Genomic DNA, 13,167 nt, shown 5'->3' on the forward strand with positions numbered 1-13,167 from the left:
TCAACCGGCCGTGCTAGCGGCCGGCCAGTTTTTTCTCGCGCCGCGCGCGTTCGTTGATGATCTGGTGCCTGCGGTGATCGGTCATCTTCTTCCACTCGCGCGCTTCGTCGCGCGTGCGCAGGCAGCCGGTGCACAAGCTTGTCTTGCCGTCGAACTGGCAGAGTTCGACGCAGGGCGATTTGACGGCCATCGCTGCCTACTTTAGGTAAGCCCGAATTACCGCGAGCAGCTCGTCCGCGCCTTCGGTACGCGCGGCTTCGCTCAGGTCGCCCGCGGCGACGTGTTCCCTGACGTGATCCTCGAGCACTTCGGCCATCAGGCCGTTCATGGCGCCGCGGCTGGCCGCCAGCAAATGCAGGACTTCGCTGCAGCCGGCTTCCGATTCCAGTGCGCGTTCGATGGCCTCGACCTGGCCGCGGATGCGGCGGACGCGGGCGAGCAGCTTCGCCTTTTCTCGAGCGGTATGGGACAACAGGGCACCTTCGTTGATAGGGTAGGGGGGTATCCTAACAGATAATACGAAGTGAAGGCGCGATCCGGCAGCGGTGGCGCCTGCCGGATGCCACGCGCACAGCCGATTACTCTACTTTTTGCAGCTGGACGACGGTGATCGCGCCACCGACGCGATCGGCCGAAAAGCTGACCTTGTCGCCAACCTTGATCTCGTCGAGCATGGCGGCATTCCTGGTACGGAAGACCATCGTCATGGCCCCCATGTTGAGGTTTGGGATCTCGCCGTGGCGCAGCGTGATCTTGCCGGTCTCCCTGTCGATCTTTTTCACTTCGCCGTCGACGAGCGCCAGCGCGGGTGCCTGCTGCGCCGCAGGGGCGTCATGGCCGGCGTGATCCTGCGCGGAAGCGCCTGCCACGGCGGCAGCCATGGCGAGGGCGAGAGCGAATCGGGAAATCTTCATCATGTCGGCTCCTTTTTCAGTTGTAGTGCTTGTACACCGTGGTGTGCCCGTCCGGGTGCACCAGCAGCACATCGTACGGATCCTTGCGCGGTCCTTCCATGCCTGGAGAGCCGAGCGGCATGGCGGGCACCGCCAATCCTTTGGCCTTCGGCTTTTCCTTCAGCAGGCGCTTGATCTCGCTGGCCGGCACATGGCCTTCGATCGCATAGCCGCCGATCATGCCGGTGTGGCAGGACCCCAGCTCGTCCGGGATGCCGCCGCGCTTGCGGTAGTCGGACGGGTCGTCGACATTCTTGACGCGGGGCGTGAAGCCGTTCGCCTTCAGGTGCTCCACCCAGCCTTCGCAGCAGCCGCAAAACTCGCTCTTGAAGACGTCGATGACGGGCGCGGCGGCCATCGCCACAAGCGGGATGCTCAGGCTCACAGCCAGCGCGGTACGGGAAACGATTTGTCGGATCATGATGGCTCCTTGAAGTGAATGCTCAGTGATGGCCTTGGTGGCCGGTCGGTTTGCGGACGGTGACTTCGATCGTCGCCTTGGCGTCCGGTTTGCCGCCGGCGCTGTCGTGGCGCACCGCGCCCGGGGACGCGCCTGTCCATTCGTAGGCGACGGTACCGGGCGGATGCTTGTACCAGCCCGGGTCGGTGTAGTCGCCCGGCTTCTGGTCCTTGCGCACTTTTACGACGGTGAACATGCCGCCCATCTCGATGCCGCCGAACGGGCCCTGGCCCGTCATCATCGGCAGCGTGTTGTCGGGCAGCGGCATTTCCATGTCGCCCATCGAACCGCCCTTGTCGCCCATGACCATGTAGTCCGGCACCAGTTTCGCGATCTTCTCGGCGACGCCACGGTGGTCGACGCCGATCATGTTCGGTACCTGGTGTCCCATCGCGTTCATGGTGTGATGCGGCTTGTGGCAGTGGAAGGCCCAATCGCCGGGCGCATCGGCGATGAATTCGATGGCGCGCATCTGGCCGACGGCGATGTCGGTGGTGACCTCGGGCCAGCGCGATTCCGGCCGGGTCCAGCCGCCGTCGGTGCCGGTGACCTCGAACTCGTGGCCGTGCAGGTGGATCGGGTGGTTCGTCATCGTCAGGTTGCCGGCGCGGATGCGCACGCGGTCGCCCTGGCGCACGTTCATCGTATCGATGCCCGGGAAGGCGCGGCTGTTGAAGGTCCACAGATTAAAATCGGTCATCTCGTTGACCCGCGGCGTATAGCTGCCCGGTTCGATGTCGTAGGCGTTCAACAGGAACACGAAGTCGCGGTCCACCGCATGCTGCGCCGGGTTCTTCGGGTGCGTAACCCAGAAGCCCATCATGCCCATCGCCATCTGCACCATCTCGTCCGCGTGCGGGTGGTACATGAAGGTGCCGGGTCGCCGAGCGACGAACTCGTAGACGAAGGTCTTGCCGGGCATGATGGGCGGCTGGTTCAGGCCGGTGATGCCGTCCATGCCGTTGGGCAGGCGCTGGCCGTGCCAGTGGATGCTGGTCTGCTCGGGCAGGCGGTTAGTGACGAAAATCCGCACGCGGTCGCCCTCGACCACCTCGATCGTCGGCCCCGGACTCTGGCCGTTGTAGCCCCACAGGTTGGCCTTCATGCCGGGCGCGATCTCGCGCACCACCGGTTCGGCGATCAGGTGGAACTCCTTGACGCCGTTGTTCATGCGCCAGGGCAGGGACCAGCCGTTCAGGGTGACGACCGGATGGTAGGGCCGGCCGTTGGGCGGCGATGGCGGCGGCTGCGTCGCCGCGCTGCTCATGATCGGCGCTTCCGGCAGCGTCGCGGCGCCGGCGCGGCTGACCAGGCCGGCCCCGACCAGGGCGGCAGCGCCGGTGAAGAAATCTCGACGAGAACTCATTGTGTTTTCAATCCTTGATCAATGTTCGGCGGCGGCTGAGGCAGCGGTGGCGCCGGCGCCAGTCATGCCGACTGTCGCGCCGCCGCTGCCGTTGATGGCGGCCTGCAGGTCGGTATCGGCGATCCAGTAATCGCGCTGCGCTTCGATGGAGGCATTCACGCCGTTGATTTGCGCACGGGCGTCGGCCAGCAGCTCGAATACGCTCATGAGCATGCCGTTGTAGCGCAGCAGGGTCTCTTCCGAGATCTTCTTCCGGAGCGGCACGATCTCGTCCCGATAGTGGCGCGCCACGTCATAGCTCGTGCGGTAGGCGGAGTAGGCTTCCCGCACCTGGGAGCGTGCGCTGATGGCGGCATCGGCCGTGCGGTGCACGGACTGCATGTAGATCGCCTCGGCTTTGGTGACGCGCGCGCCGCCCCAGTCGAACAGCGGCAGCGCCAGCTCGATCTCATAGCCGTTCTCGCGCGGCGCGCCGGATTTGCTCGCGTTGACGTAGCCGGCGTCGAGCACGTTGACGAAGCCGGTCGCCCGGCTCAACCCCAGCGCCCGCGCCGTGGCTTGCGTATTCAGCCTTGCCAGCTGGACGTCCAGGCGCTGCCGCATCGCCAGCGCTTCGATGTTGGCGGACTCGCGCGCTGCGCCCGGCAACTCGGGCAGGCGGGCGGGCAGCTGGAAGGCCGTGTGCCCGCCCCAGAGACCCATCAGGCGGGTCAGCCGTTCGCGCGCAGCGGTGGCCTGGTGGCGTGCACGGGCCAGCTGGGTGCTCGCTTCAGCGGAAAAGGCCTGCTCGCGCGCCTGATCCAGCCTGCTCAAGTTGCCGACCTTCGCCATGCGCGCTGCCAGATCGGCGCTCGCTTGCGCGGCCTCGCGCACCTGATCCGCGTAGCTGGCCGATTGCGCGGCCGCCACGGCATTGAACCAGGCCTTGCGGGTGTCGGCTGCCAGGCGCACCGCCTCCTGCGCCGCCACCAGCTTGGCGCCTTCGAAGCGGCGCGCCTCGATGTCGCGGCGCAGCGGAATGGTCAGCAGGCCGACCAGGTCGAACATGACGCTGCGTTCGATCTCGCTCTCGCCGCCACCCGACTTGCGGCTGAAACCAATACTTGGATTACGCATCCGGCCCGCCTGCACCAGGTCGGCCTCGGCCACGCCGAGCGCGGCGAGCGAGGCGCGCAGGCCGCGGTTGTTCAGGAGCGCGACGCGCACCGCGTCGTCGGCCGAGAGCGGGGACTGCAGGAGCCGTGCGAGTTCGACGCTGGCCGGGCCGGCGTCCGCGGCTTGCGGCAGGCGCAGGTCCTGGCCGGTGCGCTCGGCGGTCATGGCGGAGACCGCATCGAGGCCGCCGTCTTTCGAGAACGTGGCGCAGCCGCTCAAGGCCAGTGCCAGTGCTGCAGCGGCGACCGTGCGTAGCGGCGCGATAATGGACTGTGTGGTCATTGTGCCTGCCTAGTGATGTTTGCTGTGATCGACAGGGGCCGGCTGGCGTGCCGGCGCCGGTACGGGAGCGGCCGGCGCTGCCTGGTGCGCCGCGTGACCGGCATGACCGGAAGGCGCCGCCACGGCCTCGTTCGCCGCACGCCAGAGCTTGTCCGGCGTCGGCGCGCTGCCCTGCGGCTCAGCCGAGGGACGCGTGATGGCCGATTCGTAGACGATCGGCCTGACAGGCGCGGCCGGATCGGCGGGATCGGGCGTGCGCGGGGATTGCTGGGCCAGTGCAGCGAAGGGCAGGGCCAGGAGGGCGCCAAGGAGGGCGGCCCGGGATGTCTGATGCATGATCAGTCCTCGAAATCGGCAACGGAGCGTGCGTGTGCACGCGTGCAAGCGCAGGAGGCCTTACCGGGCTTGAAAGCGCCGCGGCCGGCTCCTGCTTCGATCAGGAGAGCTGAGGCCGGGGAGGACGTTGCAGACCGTCCGGGATGAAGCCCGGAACGAGGGTCGCTGGAGAGATGAGGAAGGCGTCGCTGCCCTCGAATGCCGGCACGGCCAGGAAAGCCGAGGGCGGTGCGGCCGCGCCGATACACAGCACCGAGCAGGCGCTGCAGGAGGAATGGGTTTGCTTCTCCGCCTTGTCATGCGAAGCATGGTCGACGGCGCCCGCCTGGTCGGCGTCGCTCGCATGCGCGCCGTGATGGGCATGCATGCCGGCGTCCGCATTGTGATGGGAGGCGGCGACGGCTTCGACATGCTGGCTGAGCTGGCGCTGACCCGGCACGCAGGACATCCCGACGCTGGCAGCCATCGCATGCAGCGGTAGTATGGCCATCAGCAGCCAGACCAGGAATGTCTTGATCGAACGGTTCATAGGTGCGCCGAGTATAGCACGGCGGTTTTTGGCCTGAAAACAGGCGTGGCGCTTCTTGCACAGTGCCTCCATCCGGTGCAGAGTAGCGCCTTCATTGCAACAGAAAGACAACATGTTCACAGAACGCGTCGAGTTCCAGGGACCCCACGGCAAACTCGCGGCCAAGCTCGATATGCCGGACGGCACGCCACGCGCCTACGGCGTCTTCGCCCATTGTTTTACCTGCAGCAAGGACGTGCTGGCGGCGAACCGCATTTCGCAAGGCCTGGCCGAGCGCGGCGTCGGCATGCTGCGCTTCGATTTCGCAGGCCTGGGCGCCAGCCATGGCGATTTTGCGGACACGAATTTTTCCTCGAACGTGGAAGACCTGGTCGCGGCCGCCGGTTTCTTGCGCGAAAAGTTCGCCGCACCGCGCTTGCTGGTCGGGCACAGCATGGGCGGCACCGCCGTGCTGGCTGCGGCGCACCTCATCCCCGAATCGAAGGCCGTGGTGACGATCGCCTCGCCCAGCGATCCGCATTATGTCGTCAACGCCTTGTTGTCCGAGCACCTCGATACCATCGCCCAGCTGGGCGAGGCGCGCGTCAAACTGGCGGGTCGCGATTTCAATATCCGCCAGCAGTTCGTCGAAGATGCGAGCGGGCACCAGTTGGCGGACAGGATCGCGCAGCTGGACCGTGCGCTGTTGGTGATGCATGCGCCGAACGACGATACGGTGGAGATTGCGAATGCGTTGCGGATCTTCGAGCTGGCAGCCTACCCGAAGAGCTTTGTATCGCTCGACGGGATGGATCACCTGGTGACGGGGAGGGAGGATGCAGCACAGGTGGCCGCGATGATTGCGGCGTGGAGCGGGCGGTATATCGATGGCGTTTGAACGGGAATGCTGGCGAATGGTGGGCACGGGGCGCCCACCCTACGGCGCTGCGATGGCCGGTAACGTCGAGATACCGTAGGGTGGGCGCCCCGTGCCCACCATGCCGGCGTCGATCGAGTTTATTCGTCGAACTCTTCCGCCAGGTTCTTCCACCCGCGGCTCTTGGCAAACGGCGCAAACTCCTCCGGCGCCTCGAGCACGATCAGCTTGCGCTCCTGCAGCCCCGGATCGCTGAGGCCGAAGTCCGGCCCCTTGTAACCGAGCGCGCGCAGGCGGTCGATGATGGCCTTCACGAGGACCTTGTCCTGGTGCAGGCCGGCCTCGATGGGTGCAGCGAAATCCACGTACACGTCGATGATCCCGTAGCCCTCGTCGAAAATGCGGATCGCCTTGACGTCGTGGGAACGGCCGGTGCTATCAACGGCCTTGAACGGGCCGGACAGTTCAATGTCGGTATCGGTAGTCATGGCATGCAGCATAGCACCGGCTATGAAAAAGGGGCGCCGAACCCAGGTCCGGCGCCCCTTTATGCAATAACGCTGAGCTTACTTGAGCGCCTTGTAGATCGATTCCAGGCGGTCCGGCGTGCCGTTGATGCGTTCCAGGCGCGGGTAGCGCAGGCCGCCGTGGTAGTCGAGCGAGATCGTGCGCAGGTTGTTGCCCTTCCTGACCAGCAGTTCGATCGGCGCCTTGCTGTCCTTGGACGCCTTCACGGCCGCCTTCAGCACTTCCGGCTTGAAGACCTTGTTGTTGACCGCGACGATGGTCGTGTTGCCCGCGAGGCCGGCGCGGAAGCCGACGCCGTCCCACTGCACGTTGCTCACGCCGCCGTCGGCGCGCACCGAGAAGCCCAGCGAATAGCTGAAGTCGGCCGACTTGCTGCGGTCCTCGGCGCTCTTGATGTAATCGGTCGGGGTCTCGGTGTAGACCAGCTTCCAGCCGGCGCGCTGTAGGCCGTCGAGCGGGGCGCCCGGGCCGTGGCCGTCCAGGCGCGTGCGCAGGAAGGGCGCCCAGTCGAATTTCTGGACGCGGTTCAATGCCGCGACCACGTCCTCGAAGGTGTAGAAAACCGGCAGATAACTGCCGTCGTTGATGCCGTAGAAAGCGCGCGCGAAATCGTCGAGCGAGCGCTTGTCGCCGGAGAGTTCGCGGATCTTGGTGTCGACGTCGAGCCAGATCAGCGCGCCTTCAGAGTAATAGTCCTCGCCGCGCTGCCAGTTGCTCCAGCCGAGGGCACGGCGGGCGATGACGATCGGGTCGTTCACCGTGTCCTGCACTGCGCGCCATGCGCGGCCCTGCACGTTGTCGTAGCGCGCAGCGGTGGCCGCCAGCGCATCGCGTGCGCCGGCTTGCGAGACCAGGCCGGAACGCGCGCCCAGCACGCCGCCCCAGTACTGGGTCTGGCCTTCGTACACCCACAGCAGTTCGTTCTGCAGCGGAGTGTTGAAGTTCGGGACGTTCTGGCCGGCCGGGCGGCGGAACTTGCCGTTCCACGAGTGGGTGTACTCGTGCGGCAGCAGGTCGCGTCCCGCTTCGCCGCGCGCCCACTCCGTGAAGTAGCCCGGCTTGACGCCGTTCTCGCTCGACTGGTGGTGTTCGCGGCCGATGCCGCCGAAGTCGTCCGACAGCGCCAGCAGGAAGTCGTAGTGGTCGTAATGGTGCGAACCGAAGAGTTTTTTCGCCTGGGTGACCATTGCGCGGTGGGCGGCGATCTGCTCCGGCTTGGCTTCCAGGCTCTCGGCATTGTCGGCCACGACGTTCAGCGAGACGCGCACCTTGGCGCCCGGATCGAGGTCGAACTGCTTGAAGTGGCGGCCTGCGAACAGCGGCGAGTCGATCAGGGTTTCCAGGTCGTGCGTCTTGAACTGGACTTCGTCGCCCGTGCGGGTGGCCGTTTCCAGCGCCGTGCCGTACTGCCAGCCGGCGGGCAGCTTCAGCGAGGGCTGCACCGTGATGCGGCGCGCCACGTAGCCGGCCGGGTACAGCGTCACCGACGGCCATTGCAGGCCGAGGATGTCCTCGGTCAGGACGATGCGGCCCTGGCTTGGATCGAGCGGCGACAGGAACTGGTATTCCGCTTCCAGGGTCGTCACGCCTTCCGGCACGTTGACGTGGAAGGCAAAGACCTCGACCGGATCGCGCGTCCATTCCACCGGCTTGCCGTTGGCCGTGAACTTGAGGCCGGCCAGCTGTGTCAGCGGACCGCTCGGACCGTGGTTTGCCGGCAGCCATTGCGGATACAGGAAGGTCATCGGGCCCGGCTTGACCGGCACCGTCATGTGCATGCGGAAGATCTGCTGCGTGAGGTTGGTCGCATCGACTTTCAGGACGATGGTGCCGGGGTAGGGCTGGTCGACCGGGGCAGGGACGGCGGCGTGTGCAGGGAAGGCCAGTGCGAGTGCGAGGACGAGGCTGGAAGCGGTCTTTGCAGCGAAGGAAGAGGTCATCTTGTAGTCGGTGTGGAGGACAAAACCGGACGAGTGTAGCACGCAGGACTTGCTCAAAAAGTAGCAAAATACTTTGAAACAAGAGTGCAAATAAAATTTGCAAAATGGCCTAAAAATCCGTATTTCGTATCCCTTGAAAACAGCTTGGCGTGGCATTAGATTGGTCCCAACGGATGCTCACGATGAGGTCCGTCAACTTATCGCTTAACTTTTACAAGGATATTTATCATGCGTACTTTTGATCTCGCACCCCTGTACCGTTCCGCCATCGGCTTCGACCGCCTGGCCAGCCTGCTCGAGCAACGCGCCGAATCGCAGCCGAGCTATCCGCCGTATAACGTCGAACTGCTCGCCGAAGACAAGTACCGCATCGTGATGGCCCTGGCCGGCTTCACCCGCGATGAAGTGGAAATCGTCTCCGAGCGCGACACCCTGCACGTGACCGGCCGTAAGCAGAAGGACGCTACCGAGCGCACCTACCTGCACCGCGGTATCGCCGCCCGCGATTTCGAACAGCGCTTCCAGCTGGCGAACCACGTGAAGGTCACCACCGCGTCCTTCGACAACGGCATGCTGACCATCGACCTGGTGCGCGAAGTGCCTGAAGCACTCAAGCCGCGCAAGATCCAGATCGGTGATGCGAATGGCACCGTCGACAATGTTCAGCAACTGGAACAGCGTCAGGCAGCCTAAGGGCACGATGTAAGCAGTACAGTAGTAGAGAAAAGGGTGCCCGCAGTTGGGGTGCCCTTTTTCACGTCTCGTGGCGGACAGTTTTGTCCGGGCGACGCATTTCGATCGTTCGGCGTCCGAACGCGTGGGCATGCCCACCCTACGTTACACCTCGGCCGCTGGCTGTTGCGCACCGTAGGGTGGGCATGCCCACGCGGGAACGGTGCACAGACGCGGCGCCCAATGGGCCTTCAGGCTTTCTTAAGGCAGAGCTTAAGCATGTTCTAAGACGAATAGTCGAAACTAGCAGCATCGATACACCGTTATCAGCCAACCCTTTCATCCAGGAGCACGTCTATGCAAACCGAAGGTGCAGTCACCGCCATCACCGCAAAACGTCTCACGCTGGCGCTGTGCGCAGCGGGCGTTATCGGCGGGGCGGTCGGAGCGATTACCGTCAACCATAACAATGCCACCGCCCAGGGCGCGCCGGCTGCCGTGGCGCCTGCGCCGGCACCTGTGCAAGCTCCGCCCGTGGCCGCGGGTGCCCCGGCTGCCACCGTGACCCTGCCCGACTTTACCCGCATCGCCTCGCAGAACGGCAAGGCGGTCGTGAACATCCGCGTCGTCGGCAGCACCAAGACCAGCGCGCGTGGTGGTCCGCAAATGGATCCGAACGATCCTTTCTATGAATTCTTCCGACGCTTCCAGGGCCCGCAATATCCGCGCGGCGGTGGTGGCGACGTTCCCGTTTTCGGCGCCGGATCGGGCTTTATCGTAAGCCCGGACGGCGTCATCCTGACGAATGCACACGTGGTGCAAGGCGCCAACGAAGTCACGGTCAAGCTGGCCGACCGCCGCGAATTCCGCGCCAAGGTCCTCGGCTCCGATCCCGCGACCGACGTGGCGGTGCTGAAGATCGATGCGAAAAACCTGCCGACCGTCCCGCTCGGGAACGCACGCTCGCTGCAGACCGGCGAATGGGTGCTGGCGATCGGTTCGCCCTACGGCCTGGAGTCGACCGTGACCGCCGGCGTGGTCAGCGCCACCGGCCGCAACCTGGGCAACGAAAGCCAGGTGCAGTTCATCCAGACCGACGTCGCCGTCAACCCCGGCAACTCGGGCGGCCCGCTGCTCAATACCCGCGGCGAAGTGGTCGGCATCAACTCGCAGATCTACAGCCAGACCGGCGGCTACCAGGGCCTGTCCTTCGCGATCCCGATCGACGTCGCGGCGCGCATCAAGGACCAGATCATCGCCACCGGCAAGGTGCAGCATGCGAAACTCGGCATCGCGATCCAGGACGTAAACCAGGGCTTCGCCGATTCCTTCAACCTGGCCTCGCCGGAAGGCGCGCTGATCGCCAACGTGGAACGCGGCAGCGCCGCCGAACGCGCCGGCCTGAAGGCGGGCGACGTGGTGCGCAAGGTGAACGGCCAGGCCATCATCGGCTCGGGCGACCTGCCGGGCATGCTGGCGGTCTCGAAACCGGGCGACAAGGTCGCGCTCGACGTCTGGCGCGACGGCAAGATCGTGCGCCTGAACGCGACCCTGGCGAACGCCAGCGACAAGGCCGCACCAAGCGAGCGCGAGGACGTGGCCGGCATCGACAAGGGCGCCAAGCTGGGCCTGGCCCTGCGTCCGCTCGACCCGACCGAACGGCGCCAGAGCGGCATCGCTTCCGGTCTCCTGATCGAGGATGCCGGCGGTCCGGCGATCGCCGCAGGCGTGCAGCCGGGCGACGTGCTGCTGTCGGTGAACGGCAAACCCGTCTCTACCGTCGAGCAGGTGCGCGACATGGTCGGCAAATCCACGAAGTCCGTGGCCTTGCTGATCCAGCGCGGGAATGACAGAATCTTCATTCCGGTGCGGATTGGCTAAGACGCCTTCGCCAGCGCGGCCGGATCAGACAACGAGAGGTAAGTGATGCGGCTGCTCCTGGTAGAAGACGATACGATGATTGGTGAGGTAGTGCTCGACCTGCTGAGGGCCGAGCACTACGCCGTCGACTGGGTGAAGGACGGCGAAATGGCCGACACCGCCCTGGTGCAGAACCAGAACTACGACCTGGTGCTGCTCGACCTGGGCCTGCCCCGTAAGGACGGCCTCGACGTGCTGCGTGCCATGCGCACCCGCAAGGACCGTACTCCGGTACTGGTCGCCACCGCGCGCGACTCGGTCGCCCAGCGCATCGCCGGGCTCGACGCCGGCGCCGACGACTACGTATTAAAACCCTACGACCTCGACGAACTGCTGGCGCGCATCCGTGCGCTGCTGCGGCGCGCCGCCGGGCGCGCCGAACCGGTCTTCGAATACAAGAACATTTCGATCAATCCCGCGACCCGCGAAACCCTGGTCGATGGCGAGCCGGTCTCGCTGTCGGCGCGCGAATGGGCGGTGCTCGAAGCGCTGGTCTCGCGTCCGGGCGCGGTGCTGTCGCGCGCCCAGCTCGAGGAAAAGCTGTACAGCTGGCGCGATGAAGTGAGCAGCAACGCGGTCGAGGTCTACATCCACGGCCTGCGCAAGAAGCTCGGCAGCGAACTGATCCAGAACGTGCGCGGCGTCGGCTATATGGTTCCAAAAGCATGAAGGTTACCCACTCGCTGCGCGGGCGCCTGTTGTGGTTCCTGCTGGCGGCCATCACCCTGGCGGCCCTGGCGCAAGCCTCGATCGCCTACCGCACGGCGCTCGACGACGCCGACCAGATCTTCGACTACCACATGCAGCAGATGGCGCTGTCGCTGCGTTCCAGCACGCCGCTATCGAACACCGAAGCGAACGAACGCGTGGAATCGGCACCCGGCAACGACGACCTCGTGGTGCAGATGTGGTCCCCCGACGGCGTGCAGGTCTTCCACAGCGTCTCTCGCGCGCGCCTGCCGCAGCGCGCGGTGCTCGGCTTTTCCAACGTGAAGGCCAACGGCACCACCTACCGCGTGTTCTCGATCCAGACCAACAACCAGACCGTGCAGGTCGCGCAGGACCTGGCCGTGCGCCGCAACATGGCGGGTAATCTCGCCTTGCGTACGCTGGGGCCGATCGCGGTCATGATGCCGATCCTGATGCTGGTCGTGTGGTGGGTGGTCAGCGGTTCGCTCGAACCCGTGGCGCGCGTGCGCAAGCAGGTGGCGCGCAGACAAGCCGATGACCTGTCGCCCGTGTCGGAAGCGGGCCTGCCGGACGAGGTGCGCCCGCTGGTGCACGAATTGAACCTGCTGTTCGGGCGCGTGCGCACCGCCTTCGACGCCCAGCAGCACTTCGTCGCCGACGCCGCCCACGAGCTGCGCACGCCGCTGGCCGCGCTGCGCCTGCAGGCGCAAAGCCTGGACCGTGCCGCCGATCCGGAAGCGAGAAAGGTGGCCGTCGGCCGCCTTACCGCCGGCATCGATCGCGCCACGCGCCTGGTCGAGCAGCTGCTGGTGCTGGCGCGCCAGGAAGCCTCGGCCGCCACTGGCGCTGCCCGCCAGCAGGTCGACCTGGCCGAGCTGGCGCGGCGCACGGTGGGCGACCTGGTGGGACTGGCGCAGGCCAAGGACGTCGACCTCGGCCTGCAGCACGCCGACGCCGCCTGCATCGACGGCCAGCCCGACGCCTTGCACATCCTGCTGCGCAACCTGGTCGAGAACGGCGTGAAGTACACCCCGAACGGCGGCACCGTCGACATCGCCGTGCGCGCCGCCAAGGACAGCGTCGAGGTCGTGGTCGAGGACAGCGGTCCCGGCATCCCGCCGGAAGAACGCGAGCGCGTGTTCGACCGCTTCTATCGCGTGGCCGGCAGCGAAGCCGCCGGCAGTGGGCTGGGACTGGCGATCATCAAGGCGATCGCCGAGCGGCATGGGGCTAGCTTGAAACTCGATAAGTCGGAGCGCCTGGGCGGGCTGGCTGCGACCGTGCGCTTCCCGCTGTAGGGGTGGTCGAGGCCAGTGGCCTCGACCACGGGTTCATCGGGCGCCCCGTGCCCACCAAAACGATGCGCCAACGCGGCGCGAATATTCGGTGGGGTATTTGATGCCATTGGCATCAAATACCCCACCGTACAAAAAAAGGGACTGGAGCAATCCAGTCCCTTTTTCGTTTGCGGCTAAGCGTA

15 protein-coding genes are annotated in these 13,167 nt (G+C 65.7%); 5 read left to right on the top strand and 10 right to left on the bottom strand.

Translation table 11 applies throughout. From position 1 onward, the window contains the following. Nucleotides 1–13: 13 nt before the first annotated feature. The 8 genes from C2862_RS08510 to C2862_RS08545 form a co-directional block, all read right to left on the bottom strand. A complete protein-coding gene (locus C2862_RS08510) occupies nucleotides 14–190 on the bottom strand; it encodes a DUF1289 domain-containing protein (protein ID WP_136219696.1) in 177 nt (58 codons plus the stop codon). A 6-nt stretch (nucleotides 191–196) separates the two neighbouring features. Further along, nucleotides 197–472, bottom strand: a complete 276-nt coding sequence (locus C2862_RS08515; RefSeq protein ID WP_136219697.1) for a metal/formaldehyde-sensitive transcriptional repressor — start codon at nucleotides 470–472, stop codon at nucleotides 197–199. 106 nt (nucleotides 473–578) lie between these two features. Beyond that, a complete protein-coding gene (locus C2862_RS08520) occupies nucleotides 579–917 on the bottom strand; it encodes a copper-binding protein (RefSeq protein WP_136219698.1) in 339 nt (112 codons plus the stop codon). A 13-nt stretch (nucleotides 918–930) separates the two neighbouring features. Beyond that, a complete protein-coding gene (locus tag C2862_RS08525) occupies nucleotides 931–1,374 on the bottom strand; it encodes a DUF411 domain-containing protein (protein WP_136219699.1) in 444 nt (147 codons plus the stop codon). A 22-nt stretch (nucleotides 1,375–1,396) separates the two neighbouring features. Continuing rightward, nucleotides 1,397–2,779 carry a multicopper oxidase family protein gene (locus tag C2862_RS08530; RefSeq protein ID WP_136219700.1) on the bottom strand — a complete coding sequence of 461 codons (1,383 nt, stop codon included), beginning with the start codon at nucleotides 2,777–2,779 and terminating at the stop codon, nucleotides 1,397–1,399. Nucleotides 2,780–2,797: 18 nt separating this feature from the next. Then, complete coding sequence (locus C2862_RS08535) at nucleotides 2,798–4,216, bottom strand: TolC family protein (protein WP_229467354.1); 1,419 nt, start codon at nucleotides 4,214–4,216, stop codon at nucleotides 2,798–2,800. 9 nt (nucleotides 4,217–4,225) lie between these two features. Further along, nucleotides 4,226–4,552, bottom strand: a complete 327-nt coding sequence (locus C2862_RS08540) for a hypothetical protein (RefSeq protein ID WP_136219701.1) — start codon at nucleotides 4,550–4,552, stop codon at nucleotides 4,226–4,228. Nucleotides 4,553–4,652: 100 nt separating this feature from the next. Then, the gene (locus C2862_RS08545; RefSeq protein ID WP_136219702.1) at nucleotides 4,653–5,081 is read right to left on the bottom strand and encodes a hypothetical protein; all 429 of its coding nucleotides are present in this window, start codon (nucleotides 5,079–5,081) and stop codon (nucleotides 4,653–4,655) included. Between the two features lie 112 nt (nucleotides 5,082–5,193). Between C2862_RS08545 and C2862_RS08550 the strand changes: the two genes are divergently transcribed. Then, complete coding sequence (locus C2862_RS08550) at nucleotides 5,194–5,958, top strand: S9 family peptidase (protein ID WP_136219703.1); 765 nt, start codon at nucleotides 5,194–5,196, stop codon at nucleotides 5,956–5,958. 119 nt (nucleotides 5,959–6,077) lie between these two features. On the opposite strand, the gene C2862_RS08555 is transcribed toward C2862_RS08550, so the two are convergent. Together C2862_RS08555 and C2862_RS08560 are read right to left on the bottom strand one after the other, a co-directional pair. Beyond that, nucleotides 6,078–6,425, bottom strand: a complete 348-nt coding sequence (locus C2862_RS08555; RefSeq protein ID WP_136219704.1) for a hypothetical protein — start codon at nucleotides 6,423–6,425, stop codon at nucleotides 6,078–6,080. Nucleotides 6,426–6,503: 78 nt separating this feature from the next. After that, complete coding sequence (locus C2862_RS08560) at nucleotides 6,504–8,405, bottom strand: M61 family metallopeptidase (protein ID WP_136219705.1); 1,902 nt, start codon at nucleotides 8,403–8,405, stop codon at nucleotides 6,504–6,506. A 228-nt stretch (nucleotides 8,406–8,633) separates the two neighbouring features. Here C2862_RS08560 and C2862_RS08565 point away from each other — a divergent pair, with 228 nt between their 5' ends. From C2862_RS08565 to C2862_RS08580, 4 genes are all read left to right on the top strand, one after another. Continuing rightward, nucleotides 8,634–9,098, top strand: coding sequence for an Hsp20 family protein (locus tag C2862_RS08565; RefSeq protein ID WP_136219706.1), 465 nt, complete (start codon nucleotides 8,634–8,636; stop codon nucleotides 9,096–9,098). A 336-nt stretch (nucleotides 9,099–9,434) separates the two neighbouring features. Then, the gene (locus tag C2862_RS08570) at nucleotides 9,435–10,958 is read left to right on the top strand and encodes a Do family serine endopeptidase (RefSeq protein WP_136219707.1); all 1,524 of its coding nucleotides are present in this window, start codon (nucleotides 9,435–9,437) and stop codon (nucleotides 10,956–10,958) included. A gap of 45 nt (nucleotides 10,959–11,003) precedes the next feature. Then, the gene (locus C2862_RS08575) at nucleotides 11,004–11,666 is read left to right on the top strand and encodes a response regulator transcription factor (protein WP_136219912.1); all 663 of its coding nucleotides are present in this window, start codon (nucleotides 11,004–11,006) and stop codon (nucleotides 11,664–11,666) included. Next, on the top strand, nucleotides 11,663–12,985 hold the full coding sequence (locus tag C2862_RS08580) for an ATP-binding protein (RefSeq protein ID WP_136219708.1): 1,323 nt from the start codon (nucleotides 11,663–11,665) through the stop codon (nucleotides 12,983–12,985). Before C2862_RS08575 ends, C2862_RS08580 begins: the two co-directional genes overlap by 4 nt. Nucleotides 12,986–13,167: the final 182 nt, after the last annotated feature.

Origin of the sequence: Massilia sp. Mn16-1_5, from assembly GCF_004798585.1 — a bacterium.
Taxonomy (GTDB): Bacteria; Pseudomonadota; Gammaproteobacteria; order Burkholderiales; family Burkholderiaceae_D; genus Telluria.